The organism is Leptospira haakeii (assembly GCF_002812045.1).
In the GTDB taxonomy this organism is placed as follows: Bacteria; Spirochaetota; Leptospiria; order Leptospirales; family Leptospiraceae; genus Leptospira_B; species Leptospira_B haakeii.
The window spans coordinates 1-15,365 of the sequence record NZ_NPEG01000005.1; the positions used below are offsets into that span (position 1 = coordinate 1).

Here is a 15,365-nt window from a genome sequence, read left to right on the forward strand (position 1 = left end):
GACAACGTACGTATTTCTCGGATTAAATGGGTATAGTATAGAAGTGCCAGAAGAAGAAGTCGTATCGATTATGCTGCGAGTTGCAGATGGAAGCATAGATGAAACCAATCTATCGACTTGGTTAAAAGATAGTTCAAATCCTCGCAAGTAGGTGCTCGACGTCGGCTAACTATCGGCTCTGACGCTTCGCTTCGGGTTCGCAAGCGACCCTCGCTTAGCCTTCGGCACATTTCGCTTTGTCACTCGCCTTGCAGTAGCAAGTCTCGCGCCAAGTCCTAACGAACTCGCGAAACGTCGTCAAGCCTTGGTCGTTAGCCGAAATGCGGTCCAATAATATATAAAGAGGAATAAAATTGATAACAATATACAAATCAAATAATTACCAAGAGATAGAGTTATTTAGGTCAGTTCTTGATAATGAAGAAATTAACTCTTTCGTTAAAGGAGGGGAATTGAATGCTCTAAAATTTGCATTACCAGAAAATGATGCACTAATAGAGTTATGTGTTTCTGAGAAAGATTTATTATCTGCACTTTATTTGTTAAAGCTTCCATTGACTGAAGAGTTATTAGAAATTATACAAAGATCCTCTAAGTTGACTCACTATTCGAATGATAATATTGATAACTCGAAAATAAAAAATCAGAATTTCGGAAATACAAGTATTTTGACCATTTCACTATTAATTGTTGGTATAGTTGCTTTACTAATAAGCTACTTTGATATAAAAGCAAAGTATAATTCTTTGAATTTAGATTTAAATTCTGATCTATATGTCTATTCTGAATATGATAATGTTGAAAACTGTATTCTTTCATATTACAAAGAGAATGATAAATTGAGTTCATGGATATGCTACGGTGAAGACGGTCAGCAGGTTAGTAATAAGTTTTATGATATTAATGGAAAAATAGAAGTTCATTATTTCCATGACATCCCCTCGGAAAATTTCGATCACTCTATAGCGTATGACGTTAATGGATTAAAAACTGCAGAGCGTTTTGATACAGATCACGATAATAGATTCGATAAAACTGTCTATTTTGATGAATTAGGAAAAGAAATTAGATCTGAAATTGATCGTAATTCGAACGGAAGGATAGAAAAATCGGAAATTATAAATAAGTAGGCCTTACTGACCACACTTCGCCTAACTATCGGTGCTTCCGCTCCGTTCGAGGCTGCTTCGCACCTCTCACTCGGGCTTCGCCACATTTGCTCAGTCACTCGAATTGCAGAGCAATTCTCGTGCCTGTCTTCGCTTCGCTCAGCGCGCAAACGTCGGAACACCTTGGTCGTTATACGCAAGTGCTTAAATTTTTTTCGAAATAGTAAATATGAAATAGCTGCAAGAATTGAATTTTGCTTATGACTATATTTGGAGTCTTACTAAAATAGATTACATAGAATCTGTCTGCAATCTTTACTCGAATTTAAATCGACTGACTGGATAATCAGAATGTATCAAATACCGAAAAATCTAGATTTATCAAAGATAATTGGCCAAGCTATCAGCCAAATACATATCGGTAAATATGACTTTCAATTCGATCTCGGGGATGTTCATTTTGCAGTTCAATCTCCAATTAAGCTATTTAAAGACAAGAAAGTAATTGCGCTTTGGCAAGAAGGCGTTTGGCCAGAAAAAGGATTCATAGAACTTTTCAATCTAAATGTAATCAATTTTCTAATTCCTGACAACTATACTATTATTATTCAGTTTGAAGAAAGCTTAGAACTACACTTATATGATAACTCTGATCAGTATGAAAGCATGCAGATCACTATTAAAAGTGAGTCAATATCCTGGATAATTTAGTTGGGAACGCCATCGATATCATCTTTATTTTTTTGTATATTTTTAATATTATAGAAAAAAATTAAACAACGCACCTGCGTATAACTATCGGCTCTGACGCATCGCTTCGAGATTGCTTCGCAACTCTCGCTTGGCCTTCGGCACATTTTGTTTCCGTCACTTCGTTTGCATGCGCAAACTCGTGCCGTCACAAAACGTCGTCAAGCCTTGTTCGTTAGGCGAACATCCGATAACTTCTTTCTTTTTTATTTTAGGGTTAAATATTCTTTAATAAAGCCTAAGTGAATTTTTCCATAGGTTTTGTCCGCTCCTTTGATGTTCAGGTGCCGAGATTTGAGTTTCATCCAGGTAATTAGATTTAATAGAAATGTTCTATCTGGTGCCGTATTCGGAGCGGGGATTGAGCATCTGATAGCAGGATTTTGCTGTAGGGGCAATTTGCAGAATTAGTAAAATGCAACTAATTGAATGCACCGTGTTTGGATCGGACGTCGCCTAACTTGCGGTGCCTCCGCTCCGCTCAAGGCTGCTTCGCAACTCTCGCTCGGGCTTCGCCACATTCGCCTCCGTCACTTCGTTTGCTAAGCAAACTCGTGCCGTTGCGAACGTCGGAGCACCTTGGTCGTTAGGCGAAAGTTGGCAAGAATGAATTTTACAAAGAAAATGATGAGAAATATATTCGTATTGTTGCTTTTTCTTTTTAGCTTTTCCGCATATTCTGAATCGAGTGAAATCTTAAGAATAAGAGAAGTTTATAAAAGCGCGCAAGAGTTTCAGAAGACAAATTCAAATAATTCAATTGAATATGTTAAATATTGGGATGAAGATAAAAAGAGTCTATCTAACTGGGAAAGATTAGATAAAAATTCTAAGAAAGACAATGATGTGTTAAGTTTTCTTAGATTATTCAAGGAACAAGATAAAATATCTTCGATATTAATAGAGGAAACTACACCTTCTGGAGATTGGGTTCATACAACGGAATATTATTTCTATGAAAATCATAAGATGGCTTTCATATTTTCAATTCTCTCTACCTTTTATGGCAATGTGAGAGTTGAAAAGCGTTTATACTTTGATAATAGTTTTAGAAAAATTAGAGAGTTAAAATCAGTTTACGATCTTCAAACTAATAAGGAATTAAAGGACCGAGATGGTGATTTTATGGATCGTAAGGTTTTAATAGCTAAAGATTCAGTTTCTTTATTTAAGTTATTGAATTTGCATTAGGTTCTTGAATAAACGTTTGATTTTATTGTTTTAATTTGCCAACCTTCGCCTAACTATCGGTTCTGGACGCAGCGCTTCGAGATGCTACGCACTCTCGCTCGGCCTCCGGCACATTTCGCTTTGTCACTCGTCTTGCATGGCAAGCCTCATGCCAAGTCCTTCGGACTCGCGAAACGTCGTCAAGCCTTGGTCGTTAGTCGCAATTTTTAACAGATCTACTCTAAATAAAATGATAAACTTTATTGCACTCGACTTACAACTTTGGAAATCATTAGTGAGCGTGGTTTTAATCAGTGCTTAGAAAATTTTATCAAAATCGGAAATTCTTGGCGAAAAAGAGTTGGGCGAATAAAGGAATTACAATTGCTTCAATCAGTTTGTTGCTCTCTTGCGATGGCATTTTAAGAATTGAAAATAATGTTTTTATTAGAAACAAAATTAATTCAAAATCATATTTATCAAAATTCACTGGTGAATGTGATATATATTTCAATTTACTTAAGATTAAAGGAGTGGCATTCACTCCTAATCCTGAAAAGATTATTTATCGAGCAAAAGTTTATATAGAAGATGGAATTTTAGAGCATTTCACAATAACTTGGTCGAAAGAATCAAAATATAGGGTTCATTTAAAATGTCCAAATTATAAGGAAGTTATCAAGGAATTTGATTATCCGTCTATAGAGCCGCGTCATTTTTACTTTGAGCTTGAAGAATAAAGAGATTTAAATATCTCAAGATTTGTGATTATTCGATATGCGCTTTTATAACTTTAAAAACTGCGACTAACTATCGGCTCTGACGCATCGCTTCGAGATTGCTACGCAACTCTCGCTTGGCCTTCGGCACATTTCGCTTTGTCACTCGTCTTGCATAGCAAGCCTCGCGCCAAGTGCTTGCGGACTTGCGAAACGTCGGAGCACCTTGGTCGTTAGGCGCCATTCCAGACCATGCCTCATATCAGTTTTGGGAGTTTAAAATGAAATCTTTTTTATTTATAGCATTCGCTTGTATAATTTTGCCTATTACAAGTAATTGTGCCTTCACCGACGTAACCGTAGATCCGATTCCGCGTCGCCCATTATTTAATAACAAACTTTCTCGTCAGATCGTTATCAAAGTGCATGATATTGCAGACCGCACATCCTTCAAAAGCCAAGGTGTAAAAAAGAATGGTTTCGGTATGGTAACTGCAAATGTTTATACAGCCAAACAACCTTCCTTAATTCTTCAAACAATTCTCATGGAAGAGCTTAATAATGCTGGGTTTGTGGCGGCTGAAATCGACGACGGTAATGCCCCGTCGATCGAGATTTATTTAAAGACATTCTTCAATGAGCCAGAAATTGGCTTCTGGGCCATTTCTTACTACACAGCTATTGATTCTGAGGTAATCGTTAATATTCCTGGGCACGGTATCTATCGCCGTAGAATAAGTACGGTTCATGATCAACTTTCCATTGGTATGGGTTTTTATCGGCAGCAGAGTTTTGAATTGGCGATTGAAGATTATTTCCACAAACTGTTTCCGGCATTGATGGAACTTCTTGGAGAGGTTCACTGATGTATTCACGACGACTTTTAATTCTGTGTCTTTTTCTGTTTCACTTCGTTACTTCTGGATGCATATACACATTATATTTTATAGATAAAGATAGTAATGCCGAGAAAAAATGGCGAAGAATCACTCCTGAAGAATATCGCAAATTACAGAAGGAGCAGACCCCTCGCAAAAGTAATCCGTTAGATATGAACGGCGACTAACTATTGCCTATAGCATTACATTTTGGATTGCTTGTGCGTCCTCGTTCTAGGCTTGATTGGTAACCGGACATTATATACTCGCAGGGTTCCTTCATAATGAAAATTATTTTTGTTGCACGTATTAGTATTGATTCTTCAGGACGCGTCTTAGTCAAACCAAGTAATGCGAACCTGAGCCTAATATATCGCGAAGCTATGGAAGTAGGCTGGGAGAACTTTTCACTAGTAGCTCCTCCTAATCCAGTTCGTGCTCCATTAGCATTATCTGAATGGTGGTTCGCCCGGATACTCGCGGCGTGTCGTGAGGTAAATTGTTTGTTGTTCTTGACACCCGCTACGCGATTTTCAGGTTTCCAGTTGAATTCTCTGTACAAACTCTTGCTTGCATATTTGGCAGCGCTTTTGCCATTCTTTTCATGGTTATCTCCGAATACAATTACTGCGAAGTACCGTTAGTAGATAAACCTTTCAACATACATAATATAAAAATGAAAGCTAAGTCGTTTATATAAACTCGGGCTGCGGGCAGAACGTCACCGAGCTTTGGTCATTAGCAAGGTAAAATTATATTAATTATCAACTTGACTATGATAAATTGAATAGTCATTAATATTATCTTAGCTACTAGCAATCTAGCTAAGGAGTTTAAATGCAGAAGATTGTAACTTTTCTTTGGTTTAACGATCAGGCAAAAGAAGCGGTAGATCTTTATGTATCGCTCTTTCAAAATGCGAAAATAACAAACACATCATATCTTACAGAGTCAGTGGCGAAAGCAGCAGGAAAGAAGCCTAGAGATTTATCAGCAATAGACTTTGAGCTGAATGGCCAAAACTTTACTGCGTTAAATGGTGGTCCGATGTTTACTTTTACTGAGGCCATCTCAATAGCGGTAAACTGCAAAACTCAAGAAGAAATTGATAAGTTATGGGAAGCATTATCCAAAGGCGGCGAAGAAATTGCTTGCGGATGGCTTAAAGATAAATACGGCGTAACGTGGCAGATTATGCCGGAAAGTCTAGACATCATGATGCGTGATCCGGACACAGTTAAAGCGGATCGGGTTGGCGCTGCTATGCTTAAGATGGGTAAGTTGAATATAATCGAACTCGAAAAGGCCTACAAAGGCGAATGATAAAAAGGACCACATGAGAAAGTTAATTGCAGCAATTAATATGACGATTGATGGGTTTTGTGATCATACTTCAGGTGTGCCTGACGAAGAAATACATCAACATTATGCGGACTTGTTGAGAAGTGGCGGCGCTGCTTTATATGGCAGGATAACCTACCAGCTAATGGAATTTTGGCGAACCGTGCTGGAAAATCCCACAGGCGATAAAGCGATGGACGATTTTGCCGTCGCAATAGACGAAATCCCAAAGATTGTTTTTTCCCGCACACTGGAAAATTTAGATTGGAAAAGTGCGAAATTAGCAAGTAAAGACCTTGAGAAAGAAGTTTTGGAACTCAAACAACAATCGGGAAAAGATGTATTTGCATGCAGTCCAAGCTTGATTGTAGCTTTGACAAAACTTAATTTAATAGACGAGTATCAACTTTGTATTCACCCAGTTATCGCGGGAAGTGGCTTGCCGTTATTTAAAGACATCAGTGAAAAAATTACGCTGAAACTCATAAAGACCCGATCGTTTAGTGGTGGTGCAGTTATTCTTTATTATGAACCGATAAACAAAACGACAACTAATCGCTAATATGGAGTTAAATGTAATTACCTAAAAAATAATTAAAGAAGAAAAAATGAATAAGTCACTTTTCCTAATAGCAATTATTTTTATGTCTTTCTGGAATTTGAAAGCTGAGCAGATTAAGTCTTCCGATTTAATGGAAGGGGATATTATATTCCATGAATCAAATTCCGAACAAGCTAAAGCAATTAAAGCAGCGACTAAATCACGATACACGCATGTCGGAATCATTTTTAAATATGGTAATGACTATAAGGTTCTTGAAGCTGTTGAGCCTGTAAGAATTACTCCTTTGGCTTCTTTCATTAAAAGAGGTCAGAAAAACCACTATATTATCAAGCGTCTTAAAGATCGCGAAAAAATATTAACTAATAGTACGATACAAGAAATGAAACAATATGGCGATTCTTTGTTGGGACGACACTATGATATTTACTTCGGCTGGCAAGATGATCGTATTTATTGTACAGAATTAATTTGGAAATTGTATGATAAATTTACCGGTAAGAAATTAGGTAATCTGAAAACGCTGAAAGATTTTGATCTATCATCGTCAAAGGTGCAGTATTTAATGAAGAAACGATATGGGAATAATATTCCTTACTCTGAACCGGTAATTTCTCCTGTTGATATGTTTAATTCAGCGGAATTGATTACTGTAGTCAGTTATAATTAGGCCTCTTGGCCCTAAAGTGGATTTTAATTATAAGAATCATACTTTGAATTATTCTGATTAAATAATACGGCTTTCTCTAACTACCGTAGTCTTTATTCGATTCAATTATCTCTCTTTTTTAACTGATAGAATAATAACCAGAAAGTGCAGTAAGTTTTACCAATGCTGATTAGTATTGTCCCAATTCTTAGGTGCTAACCAAAGTGCTTCAGCAATTGCCATTAATCTTTTTGAGTCAGATTTGAAGATAGCTGTCATAACCTTGAACGCTCTTGACATCTTCTGCAAACGCCAACTCATTACTATACTGTTTTCACCAATTTTTGGACGCTCTATAATCTTACCGCGTATTTTACTTAGTACGATTAATTGCGGCTCATCTAACACAGCTGAAAATCCGCCAGGACAGTCCAAAGCTCCCCATATTACTGCATCTCTAACAAAACCATTTGTCGCTGAAATTGTTCCGTCCGGTAACCAGTGTCCTACCATTAGGTTTTCAAATCCAATTTGTTCGGGAGCAGGGCCGACAAATATCCGCATTCCATCGTTTACTTCTCGTTTGGTACCACATACAAAACATGTGGGAAATGGGTGAGTTGTAAATCCTGGATAAAAAGTGGAGATCTTTTTTGCATCTTCCAGATCGGGAACTATTGGCAATTTATAATCTGGAAAATCTTTGTCCTCGATTGATTTTAGAGTTGCGAATGTTTTCTTTGAGTTATCGTAAATTGCACCTTGTTTCCCTTTTTCAGATTCCAAAATGATGGACGACTCAACAGGAGTCGGGTTAAGTAAACGTATCTCCGCCGAGTTAGTTCCTACAGCTTCAACGAGAATGCCCGCAGTAAAACCTCCATTACCCGTTTTTGGGGGGCCGCAAAATCTTTTAGACAGTATTATATTATCAACTTTCATGTTATGCTCCGTTTATTTTTTCGTAACCTTTTGATTGAATGTAAAGAAAGGTAATAGCATCGGAACTTCTCGTTTATATTGCAGATACTTTTCACCAAAAGTGCGGATTAAATCTTTTTCTTCTAAGAATGTTCCAATGATAATGTAAAGAGTCATACCTATGGAGAGAATAAGATGGCATAGGTTCATCAGCGGTGTACTCCATATGAGCAAAATTATTCCGAACATCATCGGATGACGTACTAATTTGTATAATGAAGGTGTAACGAATTCGGGTGTATGCTCTTCGGTTTTTATTAAAAAATTCCAGGCTTGTTTTAGGCCAAACAGTTCAAAGTGATCTATCTGAAAGGTAGAAACGACTGCCAAGATAAATCCGATTAAAAAAATAGAATATGCTATATACTCTCCGGAATTAGTTTTAAAATTCCAGATCTCAAAATCGATAGGCTGCCAAAAACATGAAAGAATGATTAAAGTGATACTGACTATGAAAACATAAAAACTTCTTTCAATAGCCATTGGAACTACTCGTCGTAAATATTTTTTGAACTTCTCTCTGGCCATGACACTGTGAGGGACCCCAAATATTAGGATTAATGCTGTGTCTAAACAAATAGACCCAATAAGTCCTATTTCTAATTGGGATCCAATGCTCTCGAAGAATTGGGTGATATCTAATAAACGTAAAACAAAAGCGATCATACTAAAAAGATAGATCATGTAAGAAATTAATGCGAATATTAGACAAACGATCCGTGTGAATATATTATTTGTATGCAATGGTTCTCCCAAAAATGCTTGGTATTCAAAGCTTTTTAAAAATTCTAACTTAAGGAAGAAAATTGGAAATCTCTGTTGTAAATAATAAATTGTAGAAATTCTTTTGTTCGGAATAATATTGCTTGGTATTCAAAGTAATTTTTGGTATATATAGAACTGTTCATTAAGAAGGCGAGGGAGAACAGGAGAAGAATGAAACAAGATAGATTGTTAGTCCTGGTTACTGCGTTACGAGATCAAATTATTGACGAAGTGAAGAAAGATTATCTGCGTTTTGGGCTAACGAATATTACTCCTGCGATGGGTGCAGTTCTCTGCGCGCTTAAAAGCGATCAACCTCAATCTATGAAAGAAATAGCGAGACAGATTTTTAGAGACCAGTCTAGCGTTACCCCTTTAGTGCAAAAACTGGTCGATTTAAATCTTGCAATTCAGGAGCGTTCATCCCTTGATGCAAGAGAGTCCCAGGTTCGGCTAACCACATCGGGGAAAAATACACGTTTGAAAATTATCCGAGCGGGTAGAAAGATGAATGCTCGTTTATATCGAGGTATGTCTGCTATTGACCGAAAACATCTTATTTCACTATTAGCCCAATTGAAAAAATAAATAAGTCTTGGTCGTTATAATCTGAATGTCGAATAAAATGGTTCTTCCTGCGAGTTTAACGAAAGTTAATCTCTTATTCTCTAAAAACTGTAATATAGAAATCAAAAATTTTCAGATAGAAAAGGAAAGTTCCGATTATAATGCCGCATTCTTTGAGTTAAATAAGAAACAAGCTATTTTTAGATTAGCGAAAATTACTCCTAAAAAAATTGGATTGTTTGTTACTCTTTGGAAAAGAGATAAAAAAGGGGTCACTATACCTTTCGATAAAAACGATGATATTGATCTTATTATCATTGAAGTTAGAAAATCGAATAGAATTGGACATTTTGTTTTTAGTAAAAGCCTTCTTATTGAAAACGGAATTATCACTTCTAAAAAAGAAGGCAAAAGAGGATTTAGGATCTATCCTCCTTGGGAAGCTCCTTCCAGTAAGCAAGCTATTGTATCTCAAAACTGGCAATCACGCTATTTCTTTGAGTATCAAAAAATGAATATAGAAGATAGTGCGCGCCTTAGAAATTTCCTGTTTTAACTTCTCCGGCACGCTTGTAATTTGCAATAATGACCCCATTTGAAGTGATTTGGCTTTCAGTCACCTTGAACATTGCTGGGATTGTGCCATCTACAAACAATCGTTTCCCGCTACCCAACGTTAGTGGATATATCTTTAACCAAAACTCATCGATCAAATCATGCTTCATAAGTGTCTGAACTAAATTTGCACTTCCGTATACGTGTAAATCTGGGCCTTCTTCTTTTTTGAGTTTATTGATTTTTTCCACAATATCTCCGTTTAAAAACACGGAAGGTTTCCATTCACTAGTAGTTCTGGTATTAGAGGCAACATACTTAGTTACAGACATGATAGGAGGCCAAAAATCGGAATGTTTAGGCCAATAGGGCTCCCAAATGTCAAAGGTCTTACGACCTAATAGTAGATCAAACGGAAGGTTCATCTGCTTCTGCATGACAGTTCCTGTAAGATCATCAAAGATCGGAGCTTGCCATCCACTATACTTGAAGCCACCGCTAGTATCTTCTTCTTGGCCACCCGGGCCTTGTATAACTCCATCAAGAGTGAGAAATTCGAGCACGATAATTTTTCTCATGGGAATATTCCTTATAAGGTCTATTTCAACGCAATTATTGAAGCAAAAATTTCATACACGTCAATAGCATTTAGTTCGCTATTTTAAACCATCATGTATAGCATCGGAAAAACTCATTAGTTTGGAGGTCATTTATGAAACGAGTTACAGGTATTGGTGGGATCTTCTTCAGCGCAAAGGATCCTGCCAAATTAGGTTCCTGGTACAAAACTCATCTTGGAATAGATGTCCAGTCTTGGGGTGGTGCAGCTTTTCGTTGGGTTGATGCATCGGGTAATCCTACAAATGGTACAACTGCTTGGTCCATTGGAGATGGATCTTATTTCGCTCCGAGTAATTCCACGTTTATGGTGAACTATCGAGTGGAAGATCTTCATGGACTATTGAAAGCACTTCGGGAAGAAGGTTGTCAAGTTCTAGAGAAGGTAGAAGAATCGGAATATGGAATATTCGGTTGGGTCATGGATCCGGAAGGAAACAAAGTGGAACTCTGGCAACCGCCAGCCGGTCAATAACAATCGCTCCTGACCATTACCTGAGTCACGGATAAGCGGGAGAATACTTTGCAGACTTTTCGATATCCAAATGCTGCAGTAAATAAGGATCGCCGAACTGTATTTGTACAATTGCCTTTAATTTTTTTAGGCGTCAGCATTCCACTGGTCTTGTTCATGTACGCTATTGGGAAGGGTGAATTATTCCTTCCGATAGTTATGATTGTCATAATGGTATTTACAGCCATTGTCACAATCTACTTCAGATATCTTACAGTTTCGGTTTATTGGAAAGATTACAGAGTTATCCTTTCGGGTTTTCAAATTTCTGTTTTTTCCAATGGGACAGCAATTTTCGAGGGCGCCTCTTATGATTTATCTTCGTTCCAATACGATACATTTTCTCGCGGAATTTTATTAGGACATCCTAAAGGTGGAATTTTAATCCCAGATGCGATTGAAAATGTTCAAATACTTTTTCAAACATTAAAGGCGATGAGAGCAGGTCAGCCGGCTGGAAATGTGGACCAGATTTTGGTGCAGGATTTTTTACAAGAACGTCTTGCACTTGTAAGCAAACATGCTGAATATAATCCCGTTCTACAAAAAGTCCGGATTGTATGGGATCATCCGTTATGCCCGTTTCCAATTTGCACAGGTGCAATGCTTATTATTGCAGGATTATTTGATCTTATTTTTTATAAAAAGCCAACTAGTCATCCATTCACTTTGTGTATCGCCTATATTATTATTGGCGTTCTCCTTTTATTTCTGGCAAGAATTTGGAAAAGAGAATGTTCGATCAATATAGATGAAAAAAGTTTTATTCTAAAAAAAGGACTTCGTACTTTTTCAGGTTTAATCGATTCGTTAGGTGTTATTCCTTCTAAAGTACTGACTGCTGATTTATCTATATCGGAGCGATATCATTTCTTTGTTTGTAGTGAAGGGAGAATTTTCGAGATTGGGTCCTCTCAAGAATTTCCGGATCATGCTTTGAATGCCGCTCAAGATCTTGCACGTAAGATGGATATAAAATTGCTCAAAAATCGCGGCAAGCCCAAGTTTCTAATAGATAATTGGATTCCAGCAGCTCTCATTGCCGGTGGACTTGCAGCGATCGGATCTTCTATTCCAAAATTCTTTTAATTAGCTTCTGTATATTTCTTGAAGTTATCAAGTATTGCCTGCCAACCACCTCTTTGCATTTCAACCGGGTTTTGTGATTCGGGATCAAAACTTACTGTCACAAGAGTTTTGTTATCTTTATTCTCAAAGTTAACGGTCGCCTTTCTGCCATCTCCCATAGTATAAGCGAAATTTTTCTGATCAACGACTGTGTCGTAAATTGCTTCAAACTCGAAGCCAAAACTTCCATCCTTAGCTTCCATTCTCGCGCTATATTTTCCACCAGGCCTCATATCATTTTTTGCCCAAGGACATTGCCAGTCGTCAGTTGCAAAATTCCATTTGATAATATGTTGTGGATTGGTGTAGTAGTCCCAGGCTTTCTTTATGTCTGCCGCAATAGTAGATTGAATAGTGATTTGTTTGGAGTCCATTTTAGGGAATCTAATAGACTATTCTCCATGGGAAAGCATTTTCCGTATGATATCCTTAGATAAAGTAAGAAAACTCGCCTTAGCTCTTCCGGAAGCAAAAGAAGAGCCTCATTTTGAAAAAATTTCTTTCAGAGTGAGTAAGAAAATTTTTGCAACGGTTGATCAGGAGAATAAAAAGATCGTTCTCAAATTTGATCAGCACGACCAAGACTTCTTCTCAGCGGCATCTAAGGGTTCCGTTTATCCTATAGAAAATAAATGGGGACAGCAAGGTTGGACCTGCGTTGAAATGAAATCGACTGATTTAGCTTTATTTAAAGATATGTTAATGGTTTCTTATTGTGGAGTCGCTCCTAAAAGACTTGTAGAAATAGTCCAACAAGGTCTAAAATCTCGTAAAAAATAATTAATCCAAAGTATAAGCCAAATGAGCAGCATTGAGACTATTTCGAATAAAAATATAGATGAAGTTCTTCCTTTAATCCGTAAATACCAAGAGTTCTATAAAATAGAATCCATCAATGATGAAAAGAATAGAAAATTCTTTTCTCAATTCGGAGAAGGTAGTAATTTAGGATGTTTATTCGGCTTCAGAAAAGGTGGTCGAATAGTAGGTTTCGCCACTATATATTTTTCTTATGCATCTAGCATTGTAAGCAAAGTTGCTATTATGAATGATCTTTTCACTTTAGTTGAATATAGAAAGAACGGAATTGGAGAATCACTAATTGTTCACTGTGCGATGTACGCAAAGTCTCAGGGGGCAGCAAGACTACAATGGGTTACTGCTCCGGATAATTTAAATGCTCAGGCTTTATATAATAAAGTAGGAGCAAAACAAAGCAGCTGGGAATTTTTTACTTATACTATAATCACATGAATAAAGAAGTCCAAAAATATAATAATTCACAGACCAAAATTGAAAAAGAGGTTTGTGATATTCTTTTCCAAGAAATTAGTCTTCATCTTCCTAAGGCAGAAAATAAAATTTGGCATGCTCATCCGGTTTGGTTTTTGGATGGGAATCCGATTGTAGGTTATAGTAAACTTAAAAATTGTATTCGATTGCTCTTTTGGAGCGGACAATCATTCGATGAAGAAGGTTTAGAACCGGAAGGAACGTTTAAAGCTGCTGAAATTCGTTATACTAGCCCAGATCAAATAAATAAAAAAGATTTAAAACGTTGGGTGAATAAATCTAAGAAAATCCAGTGGGATTATAAAAATATAGTAAAACGAAAAGGTGTTCTCGAAAGATTAAAATAATTTTACTAAAGCTGCGCGACGTTATCCAGTAACCCCGCGCATAAACTTTTAATTAAAATCATCAATCTTAATATCATCCGGCGCTGGTTTGCCAGCACCGGTTTCAATCAAGTCCCTTAAACTAAGTAAGAAAACTGCCCATTTCATACTACAATGCGCAGTAAAATCACTTTCTATTTTCCAATCGCGGTGTCCGAAATAAATAAGAGTCAATGCCGCTCCGTCTGGCGCAGTGCCTGGATTTAATTTAAAATCAATATGAGAGCCGATCCAATCTTCTGGTCCTGATGTACATTCCCAACGAACATGTTGTGATGAAAGTTCTTGTACTCTCATGTCGATTCCCGCTATTCCAAAATCAAAATGTATAGGTTCTCCTACACCAGAAGTCCCACCTGTAAATGGTCCTTCTACTTGTCTAGTCCACCACCCTGAAAGTCCCGCCTTAGTCGTCAGCGCCTTAATGACGTCCGCAGCATCTGCGCGAACGCCTATCTTATGATAGATTCCGTTCATCTTATTCTCCTTACGTTTGTTGTTTCTTTTTCCTTTCCGGCGAATCGCCGATAAAAGTGCAGTATTATTCTTTTCCAACCTGCCATTTCTCTAGGCTGTCAAGAATATGAGTCCATCCTGCTTTATGGGATGTGGAAGCATCTTCTCCGATTAAACGTTCATGCATTAACGTTATGAGTGTTTGTGGCTTCTTGTTTGAACCTGAAGATCCTTCTTCCAATGGATCGAAAGTAACTGTGACTAATGTATTCAAGCCGCCAGTTGCGTGTGATCTCCAAGTAAATACTAATTTTTTCGGTTCTTCTATGACTTGATATTCGCCTTCATGCGGCAGCACTTTGCCTTCATGTAACATATTGATCTTAAATCGACCACCAGGACGTGGATCTAATATGGCGGATTCGATCCCGATAGAATTCCCGGGCAAAAACCAACTGGAAAATTCTTCTGCCTTTAACCAGGCCTTAAATAATCTAATTGGTTCTGCATTAATTCTTTTTTCTATTTTTACGACCTGGTTTGTCATGGTCTTGCTCCTCTATAAAGGATTCGAGTCTATCGAGTTTGTTGGTCCAGAATTCCTGATGATATGCAAGCCAAGTAGAAGCTTCCATAAGAGATTGGTTTTGCAGTTCAAGTCGGAAGCTACGACCATCTTCCTGGTCCCGCACTTTACGAACTAACCCGGCAGATGTTAGCACATCTATATGTTTAGCAACTCCAGCAAAGGACATAGAAAAAGGTTCTGCCAATTCCGAAATGGTAAGAGGCCTCTTTCGCAATTTTGCAAGCATTTGCCTTCTCGAGCTATCCGCGAGTGCCGCGAATACCCGATCCAGCCTTTGTTCATTTTTATGAAATCCAACCATTTAGTTGAATAATTTTGTCCCCGGTTTAGATTGT

At 37.4% G+C, this 15,365-nt stretch carries 23 protein-coding genes; 16 read left to right on the plus strand and 7 right to left on the minus strand.

The window, feature by feature from the left end; all coding sequences use genetic code 11:
• The first annotated feature begins 353 nt into the window (after positions 1-353).
• The 9 genes from CH377_RS10015 to CH377_RS10060 all read left to right on the plus strand — a co-directional run bounded on the left by CH377_RS10015 (position 354) and on the right by CH377_RS10060 (position 7,199).
• Positions 354-1,130, plus strand: a complete 777-nt coding sequence (locus CH377_RS10015) for a hypothetical protein (protein ID WP_100723670.1) — start codon at positions 354-356, stop codon at positions 1,128-1,130.
• Positions 1,131-1,460: 330 nt separating this feature from the next.
• A complete protein-coding gene (locus tag CH377_RS10020; protein ID WP_100723671.1) occupies positions 1,461-1,820 on the plus strand; it encodes a hypothetical protein in 360 nt (119 codons plus the stop codon).
• Between the two features lie 645 nt (positions 1,821-2,465).
• Positions 2,466-3,050 carry a hypothetical protein gene (locus CH377_RS10025; protein ID WP_100723672.1) on the plus strand — a complete coding sequence of 195 codons (585 nt, stop codon included), beginning with the start codon at positions 2,466-2,468 and terminating at the stop codon, positions 3,048-3,050.
• 326 nt (positions 3,051-3,376) lie between these two features.
• A complete protein-coding gene (locus CH377_RS10030; RefSeq protein ID WP_100723673.1) occupies positions 3,377-3,769 on the plus strand; it encodes a hypothetical protein in 393 nt (130 codons plus the stop codon).
• Between the two features lie 260 nt (positions 3,770-4,029).
• Complete coding sequence (locus CH377_RS10035) at positions 4,030-4,614, plus strand: YajG family lipoprotein (protein ID WP_100723674.1); 585 nt, start codon at positions 4,030-4,032, stop codon at positions 4,612-4,614.
• Positions 4,615-4,910: 296 nt separating this feature from the next.
• Positions 4,911-5,270 (plus strand): hypothetical protein, encoded by a 360-nt coding sequence (locus CH377_RS19965; protein WP_165780471.1) that lies wholly within the window; start codon positions 4,911-4,913, stop codon positions 5,268-5,270.
• A gap of 193 nt (positions 5,271-5,463) precedes the next feature.
• Positions 5,464-5,949 carry a VOC family protein gene (locus tag CH377_RS10050; RefSeq protein ID WP_100723677.1) on the plus strand — a complete coding sequence of 162 codons (486 nt, stop codon included), beginning with the start codon at positions 5,464-5,466 and terminating at the stop codon, positions 5,947-5,949.
• A 13-nt stretch (positions 5,950-5,962) separates the two neighbouring features.
• Positions 5,963-6,529, plus strand: coding sequence for a dihydrofolate reductase family protein (locus CH377_RS10055; RefSeq protein WP_100723678.1), 567 nt, complete (start codon positions 5,963-5,965; stop codon positions 6,527-6,529).
• 46 nt (positions 6,530-6,575) lie between these two features.
• The gene (locus CH377_RS10060; protein ID WP_100723679.1) at positions 6,576-7,199 is read left to right on the plus strand and encodes a YiiX family permuted papain-like enzyme; all 624 of its coding nucleotides are present in this window, start codon (positions 6,576-6,578) and stop codon (positions 7,197-7,199) included.
• A 156-nt stretch (positions 7,200-7,355) separates the two neighbouring features.
• On the opposite strand, the gene CH377_RS10065 is transcribed toward CH377_RS10060, so the two are convergent.
• Together CH377_RS10065 and CH377_RS10070 are read right to left on the minus strand one after the other, a co-directional pair.
• On the minus strand, positions 7,356-8,120 hold the full coding sequence (locus CH377_RS10065) for a hypothetical protein (protein WP_100723680.1): 765 nt from the start codon (positions 8,118-8,120) through the stop codon (positions 7,356-7,358).
• 12 nt (positions 8,121-8,132) lie between these two features.
• Positions 8,133-8,903 (minus strand): methyltransferase family protein, encoded by a 771-nt coding sequence (locus tag CH377_RS10070; RefSeq protein ID WP_243402036.1) that lies wholly within the window; start codon positions 8,901-8,903, stop codon positions 8,133-8,135.
• Positions 8,904-9,095: 192 nt separating this feature from the next.
• On the opposite strand from CH377_RS10070, the gene CH377_RS10075 reads away from it, so the two are divergent.
• Together CH377_RS10075 and CH377_RS10080 are read left to right on the plus strand one after the other, a co-directional pair.
• Positions 9,096-9,512 carry a MarR family winged helix-turn-helix transcriptional regulator gene (locus tag CH377_RS10075; protein ID WP_100723682.1) on the plus strand — a complete coding sequence of 139 codons (417 nt, stop codon included), beginning with the start codon at positions 9,096-9,098 and terminating at the stop codon, positions 9,510-9,512.
• A gap of 37 nt (positions 9,513-9,549) precedes the next feature.
• Positions 9,550-10,047: a MepB family protein gene (locus tag CH377_RS10080; protein ID WP_243402035.1), complete on the plus strand. Its 498-nt coding sequence runs from the start codon at positions 9,550-9,552 to the stop codon at positions 10,045-10,047.
• On the opposite strand, the gene CH377_RS10085 is transcribed toward CH377_RS10080, so the two are convergent.
• A complete protein-coding gene (locus tag CH377_RS10085; protein ID WP_100723684.1) occupies positions 10,028-10,624 on the minus strand; it encodes a dihydrofolate reductase family protein in 597 nt (198 codons plus the stop codon). The two genes, CH377_RS10080 and CH377_RS10085, sit on opposite strands and share 20 nt — an antisense overlap.
• Positions 10,625-10,758: 134 nt before the next feature.
• Between CH377_RS10085 and CH377_RS10090 the strand changes: the two genes are divergently transcribed.
• A complete protein-coding gene (locus tag CH377_RS10090) occupies positions 10,759-11,139 on the plus strand; it encodes a VOC family protein (RefSeq protein ID WP_100723685.1) in 381 nt (126 codons plus the stop codon).
• 48 nt (positions 11,140-11,187) lie between these two features.
• Positions 11,188-12,267 (plus strand): hypothetical protein, encoded by a 1,080-nt coding sequence (locus CH377_RS10095; protein ID WP_100723686.1) that lies wholly within the window; start codon positions 11,188-11,190, stop codon positions 12,265-12,267.
• On the opposite strand, the gene CH377_RS10100 is transcribed toward CH377_RS10095, so the two are convergent.
• Positions 12,264-12,680, minus strand: a complete 417-nt coding sequence (locus CH377_RS10100) for an SRPBCC family protein (RefSeq protein ID WP_100723687.1) — start codon at positions 12,678-12,680, stop codon at positions 12,264-12,266. The genes CH377_RS10095 and CH377_RS10100 overlap by 4 nt on opposite strands.
• Before the next feature lie 46 nt (positions 12,681-12,726).
• Here CH377_RS10100 and CH377_RS10105 point away from each other — a divergent pair, with 46 nt between their 5' ends.
• The 3 genes from CH377_RS10105 to CH377_RS10115 are packed head-to-tail and all read left to right on the plus strand — an operon-like array spanning position 12,727 to position 13,946.
• A complete protein-coding gene (locus tag CH377_RS10105; protein WP_100723688.1) occupies positions 12,727-13,086 on the plus strand; it encodes an MmcQ/YjbR family DNA-binding protein in 360 nt (119 codons plus the stop codon).
• A 21-nt stretch (positions 13,087-13,107) separates the two neighbouring features.
• Positions 13,108-13,560 carry a GNAT family N-acetyltransferase gene (locus tag CH377_RS10110; protein WP_100723689.1) on the plus strand — a complete coding sequence of 151 codons (453 nt, stop codon included), beginning with the start codon at positions 13,108-13,110 and terminating at the stop codon, positions 13,558-13,560.
• Complete coding sequence (locus CH377_RS10115) at positions 13,557-13,946, plus strand: DUF1801 domain-containing protein (RefSeq protein ID WP_100723690.1); 390 nt, start codon at positions 13,557-13,559, stop codon at positions 13,944-13,946. The genes CH377_RS10110 and CH377_RS10115 overlap by 4 nt, the downstream gene beginning before the upstream one ends.
• Positions 13,947-13,994: 48 nt before the next feature.
• Here the strand turns inward: CH377_RS10115 and CH377_RS10120 are convergent, their stop codons facing one another.
• From CH377_RS10120 to CH377_RS10130, 3 genes are all read right to left on the minus strand, one after another.
• Positions 13,995-14,462 (minus strand): SRPBCC family protein, encoded by a 468-nt coding sequence (locus CH377_RS10120; RefSeq protein WP_100723860.1) that lies wholly within the window; start codon positions 14,460-14,462, stop codon positions 13,995-13,997.
• A 64-nt stretch (positions 14,463-14,526) separates the two neighbouring features.
• Positions 14,527-14,988, minus strand: coding sequence for an SRPBCC family protein (locus CH377_RS10125; protein ID WP_100723691.1), 462 nt, complete (start codon positions 14,986-14,988; stop codon positions 14,527-14,529).
• Positions 14,951-15,256 (minus strand): ArsR/SmtB family transcription factor, encoded by a 306-nt coding sequence (locus CH377_RS10130; RefSeq protein WP_243402034.1) that lies wholly within the window; start codon positions 15,254-15,256, stop codon positions 14,951-14,953. The genes CH377_RS10125 and CH377_RS10130 overlap by 38 nt, the downstream gene beginning before the upstream one ends.
• Positions 15,257-15,365 lie beyond the last annotated feature (109 nt).